A 19,268-nucleotide genomic window follows, 5' to 3' on the forward strand; every position below is an offset into this window, starting at 1 on the left:
TCATGCCTGGACTACTTAGCTCGCCGTCGCCGCCGATTCGTCCACTTGGTCGGCCGGGGCCGCGTCCTGGGCGGGTTCCGTGGTGGACGCCGCTGGCCAGGTCAGCCGCGGTAGCTCGCCTAGGAAGGTCTCAAGTTCGGGCACGGGCCGCTTGCCGGCTTCGACCTCGGCGAGCGTGTCATAGCAGTACCGCCAGCAGGCATCACGGAAATCGACGCCCGCCTGGCCCTCTGCCGCGAACGTGGCGTCGGTGCTGGTAGCGTAGGTACAAAGGCTCAGGATCCCATCGTAACGACGGTGCTGGGCCTGGCGATCCATGTAGCCGGACACGGCCTGGATGACCTTGGCCTTGAGGTCAAGCAGCGCCGCGGCCGCTTTGGTTTCAGCTGTCACCAGCTGGGACAGGTCAAGGTTGCTCACCAATCACCTCGGATTCTACAGGGGCCTGTTCGGGCGTCAGGGGCAGGTCAGGAATAGACTCGATCTCTTCCGCGATAGGCGCCGGCGGTGCGGGCAGCACCAGGACACCGTCAGCTGGATCGATTAGCGGGTCAGGGTCGAAGTGATAGCCCAAGGGAGTTGGGCCGTAGGGCAGCCACAGCGTCAGCGACAGCACGCCGTCGACCCGGGAGACATCACCTCGGACGAACTCGCTGGGTACCCCGGTGTCGGGCAGGGTTGCCCCCTCGGGAATGACCGAGAAGTCGAATACTTCCCCGTTTATGGTAAGGGCATCGCCCGCCTTCTCGACGGTCAGGGGCGCGTCACCGCGCGAGGGGGAGAACTTGATTATCACGCGAACCACCTTCCTACTGCGCGCGTTGAAAGGCGCGTGTTTGCGGTGTAGCTGGACCAGGTCCAGGGCAACAGATCGACGCTCGACAAGGTGGAGACACCCGGGTCATTGCCCAGGCCTGGCAGGGCAAGGTTCTGGTTTGGCTTGGCCGTGAACGTCACGGTCGGATTCGGGCCGACAAAGGCAGCCGGATACGTCCATTTGTAGATGCCGTAATAGCCATTTCCGAAGGCATTGGTATAGGCGACCGAGGTGTCCAGCGTCAGAAAGCATTCCTGCGTCCCATCGGCCCAGCGGGTGTATTCCCCGTTCGCATTGCTGCCACGCTCGATGATGGCGCCGGTAGGCGCCTTGTTGCTCTGCGATACCGTCCCCACGATGCTCTGCTGCGTGAAGACTTCCTGCCATGCCCCCCAGGCGGTGCTGGAGCTGTACGGCTGGATCCACATGCGGCCACCGCGGATAAACATGCGGTTGTACGCCGGTCCGCCCGATAGATCGGGGTAGCCAGCCATCACAAGCAGCGTGCCGTACTGGTTCGTCGTGGTACCGAACGCGGGGATAGACAGGCCATCGGTACCGCCCCGGGCCAGCCCCATCGACAGGCCCTTGTTGATGACCGTGGTAGGCGTACCTTTTTCGTAGGTGTTGCCGCGCAGATCCGCGGAGACGCCCAGGCCCGTGAGGCCCAGGGTAGCCATCATGCTGGCCAGATCCGTGTTGGCGATCACCGAGCGGCCCAGGGCGCTTAGGTTGGTGGTACCGGCAGAACTGGCACCCGTGAAGACGGCAATCTGGTCTGCAGCCACGGTGCCGATGGTGGCCAGCGCGGCGATCGCCTTGGATCCGCCGGTGAGTACTTCAATCCAGCTGTCCCAGGTAGTGCTGGTCTTCATGGCCTGGAACCACATCCGGCCCGATCGGAAGTAGATCCGGTTATAGGCCGGGCCGATCGAGCTGTCATTCCACTGGGCATTGACGATCAGCGAACCGTATTCGTCGGTACCGAAGCCGGGAATGCCCACGCCATCGCTGCCCGCCCGGGCCAGGCCGGTGGTCATGCCGGTGTTGAAGACATCTTGAGGTGTACCGCGCTCAAAGATGGTGTTGCGCAGGTCGTTGATGGCGCCCAGGCCAGTAGACGACAGGCGCTGTGTCATGGCGGCGGCCACCATGGCGACCAATTCCTCGAGGCTCATACGGGCGAGGTCGCCGAGCATCGAGTTCAACGGCACCTGGTTGGGAGATACGCCGATCAGGAGGCTATCGCTCATGCGGAAAGGGCCTGCAGTTCAGAGTTGGTGAGGCGCTTGGGGAAGTAGCGCAGATGGCGAAGACAGCCGTTGAGAGGGCGGTCGCCGGCGTTGCGGTTGCCCAGGCGAAGCGCGGCCGGCTGAGGCATCGTTGCCGAGTTGGCCGTGAGCACTCCTTGGCCGTTCAGGGACATTGCGAAGTCCTGGGCGGTGAAGGCGTGCGCCGCGCGCTGGGGACCGGTAGGGACGCGGTTGGTCTCCTGTTGGTGCAGGGTGGCGCCATTTGCCGTGGCGAACATGCCTACCTGGCCATTGGAGTCGTAGACATTCAGCAGGCCCGCGGGCCCTTCCAGGCTCCAGGGGTATTTGGACTGGCCGGAGGCCTGCGTCGTCCAGCTGGCGGCTATGGTGCCTTCCTGGAAGTTGTACCAGCCGGTCAGCGGCAGGGTGATGGTTTCCCACTCCCGCATTACGGTCGCCGAGGTCACCGAGTCGGCCGCCCGGGTTACGGCGTCGGTCGTGGTCGCGATATAGCTGGTGGCGTAGTAACCAGCTTCCAGCTGGGCGCCCCACACGGCGATGTTGCCGGTGGCCGACGACTCGAAGATGTCCTTGAGCGTGGCGGCCCAGGCGGGGCGAATTTCCAGGTTGGCGTTGGTGTTGCCGCTGCCGTTGTCGATCAGGGTGATGCTCACACGCCACCAGCCGCCGCCGACCGATTGCACCAGGTAGCGGAAGCCGGCGACACCACCGCGCCAGATGGCCGCGCCGTTGGCCAGGTTGACGATGACCTCGCCCACGACGGACGTGGCACCGGAAAGGGTCAGGCGCAGCGAGGCGATGCTGGAGGTTCCGGCTTTCATGAACAGGCTGGCCGTCTGGCCGCCCGTGCTCGAGGAAATGGCCAGGCCTTGCTGCAGGCCCTGGATCTCATTCGTCACGCTATCGGTGATGGTCGCCGCGTTCTTGGTGCCATCCGGGGAAATGGTGGTGTTGTCGACCGCCTGGGCGGATCCGCCGGCGCCGGACACCCACTTTTCATGGTTGAACGTCTGGCTGGCCAGCACCACGTTGGTGGCGGCGCTCTCGACCACCAGGCCCGCCGGCGCCCAGCGCTGGCCATCGAAGCCGTAGGCCTGGCGCGCGACGCCGGCGGCCGCGGTGCGCAGCACGCCGCCCTGGTCGAAGTAGGTGGCCACGGAGGTCCGGGCCGTCACGGTCTCACTGGAAGGGATGTAGCTGGTCAGGAAGTTGCCGGCTTCGACCTGGGCGCCCCAAAAGAATGCGCCGCTCATGGCATCCCCGTTGTAGGAGACGGCGCCCGTGGCATCGGTCAGATACAGCACGCAGCTGGCGATGTTGGCCGACGTAGACGCGGCGATCATCCAAATGCGGTACCAGCCGCCGCCGACTGGGGTGATGCCTACCAGCGGACTGCCTTGCGCGACGTTGGCGACGCCGGTGACCAAGTTGAAGGCGGCACGCTGGGGCGTCGAGAAGGCCGCGCCGTTGAACGCCAGCTGCACGATCGTCCGCTCGGCCGCCTTGACGTAGACCGAAAAGGCGTAGGTCCAGCCGCTGTTGAAACTGATGTTCTGCGACAGCTGGTGCGTGCTGCCGCCGGAGTTATCCTCGATCAGCTTGCTGGCGCCAAAGCCGCCATCGGGGGATGCCCCCATGCGCGGCAGAGCCGTGGCGCGGACGCCGATCCAGGTGCGGGTCAGATCCTGGGTGGCGGTCAGCAAGTTGGTCCGGGATTCTTCAATCAGCAGACCCTGGCGAGCGCCGGTGATGGGGTCGTGTTCAAACCGCGGCTGGTTGGCAGGCACTACGCGCAACTTGCCGTCAGGGCCGTAGCAGGTGGCGACGCTCAGGCGGGCAAAGCTCGCCCGGCCGTCCAAGCTCTTGCGGTTGAGGAAGTCCAGCAGCAGGGTAGGCATCACCACTGGCTGGGCGTCGATGGTGGGGGCGACCGCCGAGGCGACCAGGTAGTCCCCCGGCGGCAGCTGCTTGAGCTCGCCGCCGTCCAGGGTCAGAGGGCGACGGGCGACCATTACAGAATTACCGCGTCGGCGTCATTGGTGACCAGCTCGGTGGCCGACTTGGCGATGCCCAGGTACTGGCTCACCTTGCCGACGCCCTGGTTCGCGGCCAGGGTCTCGTCGAGCGCCGGCGTGATGACCCCGCCCGCGGTGCCAAGGAAGTACTCGACGCCCGGGGTGAGGCCTGTCAGGGCCGAGTTCACGGCGTCCATTGGGTAGGCGTTGCCGGTTGCGGCGTCCGCTACCGCCTCGAGCACGAAGCCATGCGCTACCCGGCCGTTGCTGTTGTCGGCCAGGCGCATTTTCAGGCTGCTGCCGTCCTGGTAGAAGTTCACGAACTTGCCCGCGCCGATCGCGCCGCTGGCCACCAGAGGCTGCGTGTTGGCGCCGATGCCCACGGGCATAACGCTGTTGTCGAGCCGGCCGTTGTCGCCGAGCGCCACCAGGTCGCCGGCGTTGCTGCTGCCGGCGCTGATGACGACACCGGCGATTTGCTGCAGGTGGCCGCCTACCATGCGGAGAAAACGTTTAGCACCCATGTGTGTTTCCTATGCCAATTCGATTGGCTGACTGGGGTTGAGAAGGATGCGGGTGGGGGAGAGCGCACTGCCTACCTGGAGCAGAAAGCCCTCGGTCGGCGGCTGCTGTGTCAGTGCGCCCGCTGCGCCCAGCCACAGGGGCCCAGGCGTCCAGGACCAATGGAGGTCATCCACCGGGCCGGACATCTGAAGGTTCACCTGGTCGCCGATCGCGCCTGCTGAGAGGGCAAGGCCGGCGGCCAGGTAGATATGGCTGGCGTCCTGGTAGTCCAGGGGGAAGACCTGGCCACCCAGCTCGTAGCAGAAGCGCAGGGCGCTCAGGGAGACGCCAGCAGGGCGGGCGAAGGCTGCAGCGCCTGCAGGCCCCATAGGGCCCGGAGCGCCGCGATACCCGTGACCGAGTACCAACATGCTGGTTGGCAGCTGTTCGTTGCGCTGGCGCGGCGCTGGGGCCGGATCCATGCGGCCCTGGTAGACGGCCGTGGTGCCATCGCGCAGCGCCAGCACCTGGCGCCGTGGGCGCAGGATCAGCGATTGGACAGCCATGGTCAGAGACTCGCCGTGATCGAGCCGCTGGCGATCGGGTAGACGCGGCCAGCATCGAGGGGGTCGAACAGCTCGAGGTCATAGACGCCCTGGCGCCAGGTGATGGCCTTCGTCTGCAGGGCACTCAGGGCGAGGATGATCGACGCGGTATCGGTCTCCACGCGCACGCCGCCCTCGGTGCTCGAGTAGCTGGCCAGCACCTCGCCGCCGGCGAGCTTGCGCACCAGCAGCCTGGCGCCCAGGCCCGTCAGATCGTCAGGCTTGTAGTAGCGGATCACCGCCGCGGCGCCGGCGAAGGCCTTGAGGCCCAGGCCATTCACGCCTGGCAGGCGGAGCGTGCGCGGATCCACCACGTCCGCCAGGTAGCAGTCGCCCGGGTCGTCCTCGGGACTGTTGAGTTCGGCGGGCGCCTGCAGCTGCTCGATCCGGAACGGCCAATCGCGGGTAAGGCCGTGCTCAGGAACGGTCAGCGTCACCGGCGCCGTCTTGCTGATGGCCTCGATCGCGCGCAGCACCGGCACCGCGGTACCGATCCGGAACACGAATTCGAAGGTGTGGCCCAGGGGGATGGCCAGGGCTTGAGTGCAGGACATAACGACACCCGGGTTGCAGGAAGTGGCCGCGAGGGTATGTCACTTGCCGGCGTCGTCAATGCTGGTGCTCAGATAGCAGAAAGCCCGCAATTAGCGGGCAATCTGATAGCAATATGATCGCTATTTGCTGGTTATTGGAATGCCTCCCGGGCGCGGGTGGCCACGCGCTCGGCGATGCGATTCTCCCGGCGCTGCAGCTCGTCCAGGCGGTCGCGCTTTTGCTCGGCGTCCAGGGTGGTGCTGCGCATGACCTGCTCACGCTGGGCGCGGATGTTGCCCAGCTGCTGGCGGGCCAGGCCCAGGGCGCCACGCTGGCGCAGCTTGTCGCGGTTGTCCTCGAGCAACTCCCGGGCGTCGCCCACGCGGCCCTCTTGGCGCCAGGCGCGGGCGGTGCGATAGATTTCGTCCGCCTCATGCACCATATCGTACAGATCCGTCTGGTACTGGGTGCTGCCCGGGCTCGAGCCCTTGTAGATGACCGACAGCAGCGGCACCTGGCGGGCGGTGAGGGCAGGGCGCTCGCCGTCCTGGAACTGCTGGGCCACCAGGTCGCTGGCGCCCAGCACGTAGGCGCCGAGGGTACCGGTGTAGCCCTTGACCAGGTAGTCGATCTGCTTGGGCGACAGGCCCAGGGTCGGGCCGGTCAGTTGGCCCAGGGCCTTGGCCACCTCGCTGGTGCGCGAGTCATAGCGCGCAGCGGAGAGCTTGCCCTCGTCGGCCAGCGACTCGATCGGGGTACCGAAGTACAGCGACTTGTTGGCCTGGATGTCCCGGATCGGCATGTAGAACTGTGGGATCGGGTTGAATGCCAGCGTCGACACCACGCCGCGAGCGATCGCGCCCTGCAGCTGGGCGCCGTCCTGGTTACCGGCGGTGACGTTGAGCAGGCGCTCGGGGAGGGTGCCGAACAGCAGGCCCAGCTCGAAGGGTTTCGGGATCCGGATGGGCTCCACCTGGTCGGCGCTGAACCAGAAGTGCCAATTCGCATCCTTGTCCCATTCCTGCAGGGCCTTGTAACGATCGTCGTCGCCGTTGAGAGCCGCCAGGATCAGTGAGAAGGCCGCCAGCATCCCGGCTTTCATCACGACCTGGCGCAGTACCTGGCCCTTGTCGTCCCGGTAGCTGCGACCGAGCTTGCCCAGGCCCTGCAGGCGGGCGTTCAGGAACGGCACCACGTCGGTCAGCCACTGCAGGGCGACGAAGTTGCCGCGCATCGAGAAGTCCATCAGGTCCTTGGCCTCGAAGGCCGCCAGGCGCCGCGACTTGCCCGCCTCGAGGGCGCGCTTGTAGGTGGCCAGCCGGTTGGCGTTCTCGATCCGCTCGCCGATTTCCCGGTATTTCTCCCAGCCCTTGGCCAGGGCATCGCCCAGCTTGCCGCTGGTGCTGGCCAGGCTGGCCAGATAGCTGTCCTGCTGCGCCTTGGTCAGGCCCTTGGCCTTGAGGGCCCGGCGGATCGATTCGGCCGCGGCCTCTGGATCCGCGGCGTTCGCATAGCCGCCGGCGAAGGAGGCGCCGCCGAACATCAGGTCGCGATAGTCGGCGTCCTTGGCGAAGGCCGCGCGCAGGCCTTTCACCGAGTCGATGCCGAGCTTGAACTTGTCCGGGTTGGTGATCCAGGCCTGCGCCGAGTCGCGCAGGAAGTTGCGCAGCATGAAGTCCGGGGCGGCGGTCACGCCGGTGGTGAGCAGGCGCTTGAACTTGCGGCCCAGGGTGGTGACTGGATCCTTGAAGTACATGCCGCTCATGGCGGTGACGGCGCGTAGCAGGGCCTTGTCCTTGACCTTGAAGTACTCGTCCTTGCCGTCGCGCTGCACCCGAATGATGTCGTCGCGATCGCGCGCAAAGCCCACGCCCTGTGCCCGGGCCGGTGCGCCCGGGTTGGGCTCGGCTTCCAGGTAAGGGGTGTCCTTGAGGTTGTCCACCACGTCCAGGAGCGCACGGTTTTTCAGCGACGCATCAAGGCGCTTGCTCCAGTTGGTCAGCACGTTGCTCAGCAGGTCGGCGGTGGGGATGTCGCCGCCGGTCAGGCGCTTGATCGCGGCCGACTGGTGCGACAGGCCTGCCTTGCTGGTGGGCGCCAGCAGGGTGCTGGTGCCGTCCTCTTCTTCCGGCATCCGGTAGAAGGGGATGTAGTAATCGCTCATCCAGCCCGCGCGCTGCTTGGCACTGATGAGGCCTGCCTGCTCAGCCACGTCGAGCATGGCGGTGTTGAGCTTGGCGTATTCGGCATAGACCTGCTGGAACAGTGGAGCCCGGGCGCCAGCCTTGGCCAGCAGGCGCTGGATTTCGGCAGGCTCCAGGTTGTTCTCCCGACCCTCGGCCGCCAGCAGCTCGGCCCGCTTGGCACCGACCCAGGCCAGCCAGTCGGTCAGGTTCTCGCCGCCCAGGTCGCCCAGGACATCCAGCAGGCCGCGGGTGCCTGCCTTGTGCTGCAGCACGCCGTCTCTCCACTGCGGGGCGCCGTAGTGCAACAGGCCGTGCATCACATCGGGCAGGCCGGTGGCCAGGCGGGCTGAGACGTAGCCGCGGCGCTCGCCGGTGATCCCGACCGCTTCCTCTGCCTGGCGGATGCCAGCCAGGCCGTCGAAGATGCCTTCATTGGCGCGGGCCTTGAGGGCGTCGAGCTTGGCGCGCATATCGCCCTGGACGAACTCGCGCAGCCGCGCCAGCACGCCCTTGGCTTCCTCGGGTACCAGGCCCAGCTTGCGCAGCGCTTCCAGGTCGGCCTTGTCGCCCGGCTGGGCACCGACGCTGTAGCGGATGTCGCTGGTGGTGGGATCGAAGCTGCCGGCGTTGTCGGTGGCCGACTTCACGTTGGCCGGATCCAGCACCATGACCTCGAGGCCGCCGCCGTGGAAGGGCAGGGCGACGCCATCGTAGCCGGCTGCGCGCAGCTGCTCGGTGAAAGCATCGACTTGCGCCTGGGTGGCCTTCTGCAAGCGGCCTTTCAGCTGGAGCGAGGCGATATAGGGGTTGCTCAGGTTGGCGAACAGAGCCATGACCTGGGGCTCGCCGGCGCCGCGCTTGGCGCGGGAGTAGCTGCGGGCGAGTGGCTCGTTGTTCGTAAGGTAGACGCCACGGCCAAGCCAGCCGGCGTCTTTGCGGTTGGGGTGGTCGGTGTCGAAGGCGGTAAAGCGATCGGCGGTGCCGTGGTAGAAAACGGCGGGCTCGCCGGTTTCCGGATCTAGTCGCGGAACTCCGGTTTCAGGTCGCCCCACTCGTCGAACATCGCTTGTTCTTCCGGCGTCAGCGGGGGCAGCAGCTCTATTGCCGCCTCGAAATCTTCCTGCGTCTTCGCGCCCTTGAGCGCGTTCAGAAACGGCGCCGCTTCCTCGTCCGTATACTTCTTGAGCCCCATGTTCCCACTCTCCGAACCATGCTTTGAACGATGGAGTCCGGACCTGGACCCACTGGCGATAGTCTAGCTTGGTGCGGCCGGCGGCGCGCGCCTCCTGGTGCGCAGCTTCGCCACCCAGTTGCTGGGCGGTGCGCTCGAACTCCTGGGCGGCAACGTCCTCGCCCTGGCTGTAGCGGGTACCGGCGCCGGCGCGGCGCTCGAGCAGGGCGCGGCGGCCCTGGGCGAGCAGGTCGACCATTTCGGCCTGGCTCCAGCGCACCGGTAGGCCCAGCACCTCGCGGGCGAACTTGCGGATGGCGGCGATCGCCCTGGCCACGAAGCCATTGCGCGGGTTGCTTTCGGCCAGCTGCGCCAGGTGCTCGTCGGCGATCAGGCGGCGGGCGTCTGCAGGCGCCATCCCTTCGATCTGGCCGGCGTAGAGGCTGGCCAGCTCCTGGATCCTGCTGGCAGACAGGCTGCGGTGGATCTGGTCCAGGACGGGATTGAGGCGATCGCCCAGGGCGGCACGCACGCCGGCATGGCCGAAAATCTCATGCAGCGCGATCTGCGCGGCATGGTCCACGTCGCGCAGGCGGTTGGCGATCAGGAAGACCTGGCCGTTATGCCAGATCCCGCGGACGGTGTTGCGGGTGCCATCGGCCGCCACGCGCTCGCGCAGCACCTTGGGCAGGTCGCCCACGCTGTCGACGACCAGGACATCCACGCCGGTACCGGCGGCGAGCTTGCGGGCGACGCTGCCAAATACCTCGCGCTTGAGCCGGGTGGGCGCCACGGTGAAGTCGGGCAGCGGATCCAGACGGTAGCGGGTACCGGTGGTATCGGTCAGGTGCTCGGTGCGGATGAACCAGCCGCCGTCCTTCTTGAAGGTGTAGGCGTCGATTTCCTTGGCCTGCGCCTGGGTCAGGTCGGGGCGAATGATGCCGTGGATGACCTTACCCTTGCCGCCCTTGGTGATGTGCTCCACCACCGGGTACTGCTGGCCGTTGAGCGTGATATGGCCCGACTTCTGGCCGTTCTTCTCAGCTTTGCGGAAGGGCGAGGTCTTCGGCGCGTCAGCCGCGGCCGGCGCCGGCGTGGCAGGGGCTTCTGCAGGCGCCGCTTCCACCGGGCCGCGATCGGGCATTTCCAGGTGCTCAAGGCGGTCGAACAGCTCGTTGATGTCCTCGACGCTCGACAGGTCGATGCTGCGCGGGGCCAGCGGCCGGTCGGTTTTCTCCAGCACCAGGATCTGCGTGTTGACGCTGGTACCGGCGCGCTCGAATGCCAGCCCGGGCAGGGCGACGGTGGCCACCTCCTGCAGACCCTTGGCCGCATCGCTGGCCATGAAGTCAGACAGATAGCGCTCCACCATACCGCCGCGCGGAATCAGCGCCACGATCCGGCCGCCCTGGTACAGGTGCCGGGCGGCCTTGGCGACGTGCTCCATCGCCGTCTTGCCGCCGCGGCCGTAGGGCGGATTCATCACGATGGCGTGCGCCTTGTTGACCAGGGGGAAGTCCTCGAAACGCATCGTCTCGATCCTGGCGCCGCCGTTGGCCAGCGCTGCGCGCTCGGCGAGGGAGTAGCTCGGCTCAACCATGGTCACGTCGGCCAGAGGCGGGAAGAATCGCGCGATGGCGCCATGCCCGGCGCTGGGCTCGAGGGCTTTCTCGCCGTCCTGGATCCCCGACCACTCGACCATCTTGAAGCCCACGGGCTCGGCGGTGGCGTAGTAGTCATCGCCCTCGCGCTGGTCGCGACGCTTGGTGTTCTTCTGCTGGGCGTAGTAGTAGGTCTTCGCCTTGTTGAAGCCGGACAGCAGGCTACCGGCCGACATCGCCCGATCGTATTCCTTACCGCCGCGGCCATCCTCGGCCGAAGGGGCGTCGTCGTTGGCGTTCTCGTAGGCGTCGATGAATGCCTGCTTGAGGCCACGCGCCTCGGCGCCCAGGGCGAGGTTCTCCGCGGTGGCCGCGCGCTGGGCGATCTTGCTGGCGAAGGCGCCCGCTTCCCAGCTGGTACCGGTGGTGAGGTAGCGGAATGCCGAGTCCGAGGCCTGGCCGGTGCGGTAGGTGCGGCCTTCGATCTGCGTGGCGGCCACGGGGCGCACGGGCAGACCCAGGTTGATCAGCACGCGCGGATACTTGCCGGTGGTGTCGTGCAGGCTGACACCCTCGCGGCCGGCATCGGACTGCAGCACGATCAGCCGGTGCTCGCCCGCCTCGTCGTTGAAGCGATCGGCATTGGCGCGGCGCTCGGCCTTGGGCACGGTGCCGTTGAAAAACAGGGCGCCCGGGAAAGCCGCGCCCAGGGTCTCGATCGGCGAGTAGAGGCCGGAGAAATCCAGCTTGAAGAGGTCCGGGCGGGCGGCGAACAGCTGGCGCGCCAGGTCGCGGGCCGGCTGGCCGCTGGTGATCTGCTGCACCACACGCTCGAACGGGTTGAAGCCACCGCCCTTGTTGTAGTCGTGGAAGACCACGACTTTGCGGCCCAGGGCCTGGTGCTGCTTGATCAGCGGCACGACCGCGCGCGCCTTCAAGGCCTCGAGCAGGTACATGCGCGACTGGTAGTCGAAGGCCTTGCGGGTGGCGTTTTCCACGTCCCGGTACAGGTCGGCCTGCTCGTCACCGCGCTCGGTGGCGGCGCGGCTCTCGTCGTTGAGGTAGGCGAACGCTTCGTCGATCTTTTTGCCAATGCCGGCATCGATCAGCACGAACTTGCGATCGTAGTCGTGCGGCACGTCCAGGCGGCGGCCGGATAGGGCGCCGGTGTCCTGCAGGTGCTGGTTGAAGTTCTGCTCGAGCAGCTCGAGGTTTACCCCGGCTTCCGGCGCGGTGAGCTTGTTGTAGCGCATCCGGTAGCCGAAGTGCTGCATGAAGAATTTTTCGCGGGAGTCGCCGCTGTTGTAGCTGTAGCCGCGCATCTGCTCGGTGCTGCCGAACTGCTCGCGCGGATCCGCGTAATGGAACAGGTAGCCCTCAGCCCAATCCACGTTCTTGACGTAGGCGAACGGGGTGGCCGACAGGAATACCGCCTTGGGCAGATCCTGCTGGCGCTCCCAGCGCTCGCGCCATTTGGGGGCCTCGCGCTGCTCGATGGCGTCCCATTTGGCTTTGGCCTTGTCCGCGGCCTGCTCCAGCTTGGCGATCGCCGCCGGCGTCATCGACTGGCGCGCCTCAGCGTCCGGCAGTGCGGACTGGGCCTGCTGCAGGGCGTCGTACTCACGGCTGTAGCGATCGCGGATCCAGCGATAGAACCCGTCATGGTGGCCGGTCAGAGCGCGCAGGGTGGACAGGGCGTGCGTGCGCTCGCCGTCCTGGGCGCTGGACAGGTAGTGCGCCTCGTCCGGAATGACCAGATCCCAGTCGCGCTTGGCCAGCGCGCGGTTGGCGCCGAAGTTGGCGTAGGTGGTGACGATGGGGCCCGATCGGCCGTTGTCGTCGGTGCTGTCCAGCTGGGTGAGGTCCATGCCGAGCATGGCGCCGAATTTCACCCAGTCGCTGGCGATCTTGTCGGAGGGGACGACCACCAGGATGTTGTCGCGGCCGGCATTGGCAAAGCGCTTGGCCACGCCGAGGCCGCTGGCGGTCTTGCCGGTACCGGTGCCGTTGGTGAACAGCATCCCGTTGCCAGACTGGAAACGGGTTTCGGCCTTGAGCACGTCGTCGCGCTGGGGCTCGAGCAGCAGGGGAAGGGCCCGGGCAATCTCGTCCGGATCAGCCTGGCGGGTGGTGGGAACGCTATCGTTGGCCTTGCGCTGGGCGGCCTTGCGGCGCTCTAGCTCGGTTCGAGCGGTGTCAGCATCTTGAGCAAGAGCTCGCTCTCGCTGTCGTTCAACGGGCGATCCTGCTGGGCGATCGCTACGGCTTCCTGCGCCGTCAGCACCTCGGGCAGCGCCTGGCGTAGGCTCGAGCTGCCCGTCTCGTTGATGAACTGGCTGATCGCCTCGTGCTCGGCCAGCAGCGGCGCCATCGTCAGGTAGCTGGTTATCACGCTGTCCGGCACGCCGTTCGCTTCCAGCGCCTGTTCCATGCTCTGCATCTGCTGCAGCATTTCCGCCCGAGGCATCCGGAGCAGCATCGCCAGGGAGGGATTTTGCAGCTTCTGCGCGCTGGCTATCTCGTTCCAGAGTTCGGGGCTTACCTGGTACATCTACGCCCCCTGTTTCAGCTGCTGGGCGAGCTTGGCCAGGCTCGGATCCTTGTCGCGTGTCGCCGCGCGTGCGGACACCGCCGCCAAAGCCAGAAGCACCGAAGAGTCCGCCTTGATGGCCGGCTTGTTGCTCACTGCGCTGTTCGTCTCGCTGGATCTTGTCACGGGTGGCTCCTGCTACCTGGGCGCCGGTGGGTTCCGGGTCGCCGAACATATTGTCGCCCGGCTGGGCGGCGCGTGCGGTGGTGAGGAAGTCACGGAGTATATCCGCCACCTTGTCCCGACCGCGCGCACGATTGAAGTTGTCGCCGCGATAGAACCAGCTGACCACCGTTTGGGTGATCGGATCCAGGTCGCCGGCGAAAATGTCGTTCTGGTTGACCAGCTCGGCTACGGGGCGGCCGCTGGCGCGCGCCTTGCGCACCAGGTTGACCGCCTCGAGCACGTTGGGGGTGATGTCCATACCGGCGGGGATCCGGCCGGCGCGGGCTTCCTGGCGCATCTGCGCCCAGCCGCCCGACACGTCCAGCAGCGCGCCGCCGATTGACCGGATGTCGTTGTCGCTGTTCTCGAACAGTTCGGCGACCACGCCCGGATCCTCGTAGGCCGCGGCCATCAGAGCGGCCTCCATGCGCCGGCGGCCGTCCTGGGACAGCAGGCCATCGGCGTCCATCATGGCGCCCTGGTCAGCCTTGGCCACCACGTCGCGCATGAAGGCCCGGACAAAGCCCTGGTTCTGCGCGGCGCCCACGTCACCGCCGCGGTACTGGTCAATGATGCCGTCCAGCTCGCGGGCGTCCTGCAGGGCGCGCTCGCTGGCGGATTGGGTCAGGGTGGTGCGCTCGTTGGCCTCGACCGTAAAGGCGCGGCGCTGCTCGTCGTCCAGCGGGGTGACGCGCTCGCGCACCAGCACGGGGGCGGTCATGCCATCCACCTGGTGGCCCTGCTCTTTCAGCCAGGCGCGATACTCGCGGGCGCTGGGCAGGTTGCGCTCGTAGGCGCGGCGGATGGCCATGGTTCGGCCATTGCCCGACTCGACTACAGAATCCGGCCCTACGATCGGCGCGCCATCGGTGGCGCTCGAGGTCATGCCCAGCAGGCGCGGGTTCATGTTGGCGGCGAGGTCGTTCACCTGCATTTCGCTGGACGCACGGGTCCTGTCGCGCGGCTGCAGGTGCTTGGGATAGGCAGGATTCACCGCGCCGCCGTCGTCGTTGCTCGCCACCAGGTCAGCGGCCTCGACCACCTTCGGCCGCACCAGGAGCTCACGCCCTGCCGGGGTGACGATGGCCTGGGTGGCGCCGATCGGCACGGGCTCGTTGGTCAGCTTGGCCAGCTCGGCGCGCACCTGGTCCGGACTGTCCATGCCCTCGATCGACTCGCCGTGATCCTCGAGCATGTCGCGGGCGCTGTTGTACCAGGAACGCAGGAACGGCCGGACCTTTTCCAGCGGCATATCTAGGTCCTGGGCCATGGTGCGAGCGAAGGCGGCGAATTTGCGCACGCCCGCCTCGATGTGGAACACGGCCAGCTCGGCGCCGAGGGACAGAATCTCAGGATCCAGGCCGCTGTTCAGCTGCGAGCCGTTGAGCTTGGCTTTCAGCTTGGCGCGAATCTCGGCGGCGCGGTCCTTACTCACCAGGCGATTGGATTCGCCATAGGCGGCCTCTGCGGGCTCACTAGCGGGCTTTTCGGCCGCGGGGCGGACCTCGGCCTGGGTTTCGCCTTTATCGGCCTCTACGGGCCCCAGCTTCTCGACAGTGGCGCCGTCGCGCAGGGCAGTGGTCAGCTCGAACCGGGACAGGGTGGTGCGACCCTGCTCGGAGCGCACATGGGCGGTACCGCCGGTATCGATCTGCTCGATGGTGTAGGTGCGGCCAGCGCTGACATAGCCGATGTCCTTCGACACGGTGAAGCGATCGCCAACCTGGCCCAGCTGCTGGACGGTGCGCTGGATCCTTCCGCCCTGCTGCTGGGCCTTGGCCTTCTCGCGGGGTGCCGCGGCGGCAGCGGGCTTGTCAGCGTCGAGCTTGAGCAGCCGCTCGGCATCGTCCGGATGCAACTGCTTGAGGTCATCCCGCTTCTGCTGGATCAGCTTTCCCTGGCCTGGCAGACCGGCGCGGGTGTGCAGCCAGGCAATTTTGCGGTCTTCGAGTTGATCCAGGGCCTGGTCGATCTTGGCGTGGCGTGCCTGCAGGCGCTGCCGTTCGTCTTCCGGCTTCGCCTCGGGCACCAGCGGTTTGAGCAGGGGCCGCGGCTGCGGTGCGATCGGCGCGGTACCGAACAGGTATTCCTCGGCAGCGTCCTTATCGGCCTGCTGCGGCTTGTCCAGGTTCTGCTCGAACTGGCGGCGGGCAAAGTCGTCGCCCCGGGCGGTGGCCTCGTCGTGGGCGTTCTGCATTAGCCAACGGTCGACCGCCTTGATGGTGTTGATCGTCTTGCGCTGGGTGTCCGTTTTTATGGCCGGGAACGGCGTGGTGCTACGCCCGGTGGCGGTCGTGACCACTTCGCCGGCGGCCAGTTTACCCCCGACTTCACCGCGGCGCGGGGCGGCCGTGGGCTCTGCGGGCTTGGCCTGGCGCTTCTCGGCGCGCTTCTGCTTGATGCCCTCGCGAATCTCGCCCTTGGCCTTGGCCAGGCGATCGTCGAAGGTGTCGGCGGTGGGCGCCTTTGCCGCGGGCTCGCCAGCGAACAAGCGGGCGACGGGCTCTTTGACCAGGGCGTCGTAGGACGCCATGTGCTTGTCCCAATAGTCGGGCGCTACCGGGCTGTCTTCCCAGCGGGAACGGCCGGCTTTCACCTCGGCTTCATGGGCGCTGGTCACGTCCATGATGTTCTGCAGCTCGGCCTCATTGGCCTGCAGGCCCTGGAGTTCGTCAGGGGTCACGTCGAGGCGGAAAGCTGGGTTGCCTTCCCCCCTCATTCCGGTGGTCACATAGGCCTGCAGGTTGCCCTGCTCGTCCTGCTGCAGGTGGACCTGGGGACGCGCGCCCTTCTCGACCTTCTTGCGGAATTGGGCCAGCTTCGCGCGATTGGTCTGCGGATCCAGCACGTTCAGCGGCAACCGCGCCGGGCGCTCGGTGGCCGCCGGCGACGCCTCGGGTGCCGGCTCGGTCTCTTTGGTCTCGGGGCCGGTCAGGTAGCCGCGGACGCGGGCGCGCTCGCGCAGCTCGGCCTGGTAGTCGATCGGCTCGGGCTCGTCCTGGATCTTCTCGCCACGCAGGGTAACGCCCTGGTCGGGCACCTGGGCGGGTGGGTACAGATCCGCCGGCCGCTCGAGGTACTGGCCGACGCGGCCCATATCGCCCTGGGGCGTCTGGCTTTCCATGCCCTGGCCACCCAGCGGCCGCACCTGGTTCTGCGGATCCACCCAGGTCTGACCCTGGACCGATGGCTGCTTGGTGCCGTCGACGTTGATGTTCGGGCCGACAGTCGATGTCTGGCCATCCTCGCCGGTGTAGAGGGTATCAGGCGACGGCAGGCCCAGGCGCTCAGGCGCAGGCAAGCCAGGGACAGCAGGCGCGGCCACGGTTGCGGCCCTGGCCAGCGGGCCGTCCGGTACCGGCTCGGGCACGCCGGCGATACGGGTGTAGCCGTGCCCGATCGTGTGCGCAGCGCCACCGCCCAGGGCGCCGATAATGCCGGCGTCGACCATCTGGTGCAGGTTGTCGCCTTCGAACGCGCGTTGATTCGGGTCCACGTCTTGGACGGCCAGGTTTTCCAGCGCGGTCTGGCCGACCTCGGTGGATCCTTCCAGGCCCATCTGCTTGGCCAGTCCGGGCACGAATCGCTCGGTGGCGGCCTTGCCGCCGCGGTTGAGTATCTTGCCAGCCAGGCGCAGCTCGGGCAGCACGTCCAGGGCGCCGGCCGCGGCGCCGTAGACTGCAGCGGTGCCCGGGGCGTACTCGCCCGTCTTCTCATGGATGTCGCCATAGATCAGGCCCTGCTCGGTGCCGATCGAGTTGGCCACCGCGCCGAGCTTGGCGCCGGTGGCCGCCGAGGGCAGGCGCCCAGCAGCGGCAGCGACGCCCTGGGCCAGGCGGGACTCGGCAAAGCGCTCGACGCCCTTGCGGGCCGCGACCTTGGCGCCAGCGGCTACCAGGCCGCCGGTACCGGCGCTTGCCAGCGAGGTGGCGGCGAAGGGCACCAGCGAGCCGAGGCCACCGGCGGCGTAGAGGGCAGCGTCGTGCAAGCCGCCCACGCTGCGGTAGGTGCCCACAGCCGGCGCGTTCTCGGCGCCTTCTGCCTGGTTGCGCTGGTAGCCGGCCAGGCCCCAGTCGCGCACGCCGTCGAGGCCTGCGGCATCACCGGCCATGCCCGCCAGGCCGTACAGGGCGCCCTGGGCGGAATCGATGCCGGCGCTGATGCCGCGCTTGAACTCGTTGCCAATGCTCGCCTCGGTGGCGCCGGCGGAATCGAACTGGAAAGGCTGCTCGCTGGCGGCCGGGGTGGAGGTGGTCTGGTCGGCCGCTACTGCGTCCTTGGAATCGAAGTCCATCAAGCGGGCTCCCACTGCTCTTTGCCGTTGCTGTCATAACCCTTGAACCGAGCGCTCTGGCCGGACGGGTTGCGGTAGATGGAACCGGGGGTAAATTTCTGCGCCGGCGCTGCAGGCTGCGCACCAGGTGCGCCAGCGCCCTCGTCGACGAAGCGACCGGTACGGGTGTCGAACACCTTGCGCAGAACGATGGTCTTGCCGGTCCCCTCGTCCACGCCGCCAGGTACCTCGAGGCTCTGATAGCGGTCCTTGTCGCTGCCCTGCAGGGCCTGAATCTGCGCAGCGGCCTGCTGCCGTTCTTCTGCAGGGCGCGACCCATCGGCTACCACCGCCTGCAGATTGGCCAGGCGCTGGGCCTGCTGCAGCTGGAGTTGGCCACCGGCGACTTCCTGCTGGCCGCGCTGGATGGCCAGGCGGTCGGCCGCGGCCTTGTTCGGATCAAAGGGAGGGATGTCCTGCAGGAGGCCGGCACGCTGCTGGCCAGCTTGTGCTTGCGCCTGAGCCTGGGTCGCTGCACGGCGCTGCTGCTGGCGCTGGGTGCCCTGAGTGCCATCCGCAACGATGGTCAGGCCGCCGCCGGCGTTCTCGCGGCGTGTCTGCTGCATGATCTGCACGGCGCGCAGGTTGCGCTCCATGCCTTCCTGGCCACCACCGATGATGCTCAGACCGGCACGGGGCTGGGCATCCGCGGCGGCAGCACCGGCGACAGCGGCGGCGTCGTTGGTAAAGCTCGGCCGACCTTGAGCGTCCCGGCGCATGACGATCTTGCTGCCCAGGCCATCGGCTATGCCGGTGTCACGGTAGCCGTTCGATTTGGGTGCAGGCTGGGCGGTAGCCGCGGCGCTCGGAGCGGGCTGGGCGGCAGGCGGGGTGATCGGTGCCTGGTCCTGGGTCGTCGGGGGTGCAGGCTTGGCCACCGCTGCGGCTGCCGGCGCGGCAGTAGCGATAGCCGGCGCCTGCTGTGGATCGCTACCGTCCGCGCGGCGGGCGCCGATATGGGTCAGAACATCATCGCCCAGCGAGCCGGTACCTTGGCGGGCGGCCTGGGTCAGGGCCGTGTTCGTGAATTTGCTCTGGCCACCTGGAAGGGTAGCCGGATCGCCGCCGGCAATCCTCGCGACCAGGGACCGTCCCATATCCGCCAAAGCACCGGCCTGGATCTGGCCGAGGTTCGGGCCATAGTTCGTGATCGGGGCAGGCGCACCGGCCGCGGCGGGGACGCCACGGGTGACGGGCGTATCGAACTGGGCCTGCATCCGCGTGGCGCGCTCGGGATTGCCAGCGATCGGAGCAGCCGCCGGCGCTGCAGCGAAGGGCTGGGCCTGGCTCTGTATCTGGTTGACCAGGCGTTGCGCCCGGCCGTCCTGCTGGCTTTTCTGCTTGGCCAGCTGGACATCGCCGGCATTGAGGTCGTCTTGTGCCATGTGGCCCCCGGGGTAATTTCGGGGGCGAGGGTATGTCACTCGGATGGCCCGTCAATGGGGCCCATCCGGCGAGTTTTTGCTATCAAAT

Annotated in this window: 9 protein-coding genes; all 9 read right to left on the reverse strand. The window is 67.4% G+C overall.

Translation table 11 applies throughout. The annotated features are described in order from the left end of the window. Positions 1 to 15: 15 nt before the first annotated feature. The 9 genes from ACZ5R1_RS23260 to ACZ5R1_RS23300 all read right to left on the reverse strand — a co-directional run bounded on the left by ACZ5R1_RS23260 (position 16) and on the right by ACZ5R1_RS23300 (position 19,180). Complete coding sequence (locus ACZ5R1_RS23260) at positions 16 to 420, reverse strand: hypothetical protein (protein ID WP_464713357.1); 405 nt, start codon at positions 418 to 420, stop codon at positions 16 to 18. Then, positions 407 to 796 (reverse strand): hypothetical protein, encoded by a 390-nt coding sequence (locus ACZ5R1_RS23265; protein WP_464713358.1) that lies wholly within the window; start codon positions 794 to 796, stop codon positions 407 to 409. The genes ACZ5R1_RS23260 and ACZ5R1_RS23265 overlap by 14 nt, the downstream gene beginning before the upstream one ends. Beyond that, positions 793 to 2,070 carry a hypothetical protein gene (locus ACZ5R1_RS23270; protein ID WP_464713359.1) on the reverse strand — a complete coding sequence of 426 codons (1,278 nt, stop codon included), beginning with the start codon at positions 2,068 to 2,070 and terminating at the stop codon, positions 793 to 795. Before ACZ5R1_RS23270 ends, ACZ5R1_RS23265 begins: the two co-directional genes overlap by 4 nt. After that, positions 2,067 to 4,103: a phage head spike fiber domain-containing protein gene (locus tag ACZ5R1_RS23275; RefSeq protein ID WP_464713360.1), complete on the reverse strand. Its 2,037-nt coding sequence runs from the start codon at positions 4,101 to 4,103 to the stop codon at positions 2,067 to 2,069. Before ACZ5R1_RS23275 ends, ACZ5R1_RS23270 begins: the two co-directional genes overlap by 4 nt. Next, complete coding sequence (locus ACZ5R1_RS23280; protein WP_464713361.1) at positions 4,103 to 4,630, reverse strand: hypothetical protein; 528 nt, start codon at positions 4,628 to 4,630, stop codon at positions 4,103 to 4,105. The genes ACZ5R1_RS23275 and ACZ5R1_RS23280 overlap by 1 nt, the downstream gene beginning before the upstream one ends. Before the next feature lie 9 nt (positions 4,631 to 4,639). Continuing rightward, positions 4,640 to 5,176, reverse strand: coding sequence for a hypothetical protein (locus ACZ5R1_RS23285; RefSeq protein WP_464713362.1), 537 nt, complete (start codon positions 5,174 to 5,176; stop codon positions 4,640 to 4,642). Positions 5,177 to 5,178: 2 nt separating this feature from the next. Further along, positions 5,179 to 5,769 (reverse strand): hypothetical protein, encoded by a 591-nt coding sequence (locus ACZ5R1_RS23290; protein ID WP_464713363.1) that lies wholly within the window; start codon positions 5,767 to 5,769, stop codon positions 5,179 to 5,181. A gap of 131 nt (positions 5,770 to 5,900) precedes the next feature. After that, positions 5,901 to 17,756: an LPD38 domain-containing protein gene (locus ACZ5R1_RS23295; protein WP_464713364.1), complete on the reverse strand. Its 11,856-nt coding sequence runs from the start codon at positions 17,754 to 17,756 to the stop codon at positions 5,901 to 5,903. After that, entirely contained in the window at positions 17,756 to 19,180 is a 1,425-nt protein-coding gene (locus ACZ5R1_RS23300) for a hypothetical protein (RefSeq protein ID WP_464713298.1), read from the reverse strand. Before ACZ5R1_RS23300 ends, ACZ5R1_RS23295 begins: the two co-directional genes overlap by 1 nt. Positions 19,181 to 19,268 lie beyond the last annotated feature (88 nt).

The organism is Pseudomonas sp. Pso3, from assembly GCF_055393275.1.

What these genes read in the sequence shown, in the direction of transcription:
- ACZ5R1_RS23270 (WP_464713359.1), bottom strand. Translation starts at nt 2,070, where the DNA reads ATGAGCGATAGCCTCCTGATCGGCGTATCTCCCAACCAGGTGCCGTTG.
- ACZ5R1_RS23275 (WP_464713360.1), bottom strand. Translation starts at nt 4,103, where the DNA reads ATGGTCGCCCGTCGCCCTCTGACCCTGGACGGCGGCGAGCTCAAGCAG.
- ACZ5R1_RS23280 (WP_464713361.1), bottom strand. Translation starts at nt 4,630, where the DNA reads ATGGGTGCTAAACGTTTTCTCCGCATGGTAGGCGGCCACCTGCAGCAA.
- ACZ5R1_RS23285 (WP_464713362.1), bottom strand. Translation starts at nt 5,176, where the DNA reads ATGGCTGTCCAATCGCTGATCCTGCGCCCACGGCGCCAGGTGCTGGCG.
- ACZ5R1_RS23290 (WP_464713363.1), bottom strand. Translation starts at nt 5,769, where the DNA reads ATGTCCTGCACTCAAGCCCTGGCCATCCCCCTGGGCCACACCTTCGAA.
- ACZ5R1_RS23295 (WP_464713364.1), bottom strand. Translation starts at nt 17,756, where the DNA reads ATGGACTTCGATTCCAAGGACGCAGTAGCGGCCGACCAGACCACCTCC.
- ACZ5R1_RS23300 (WP_464713298.1), bottom strand. Translation starts at nt 19,180, where the DNA reads ATGGCACAAGACGACCTCAATGCCGGCGATGTCCAGCTGGCCAAGCAG.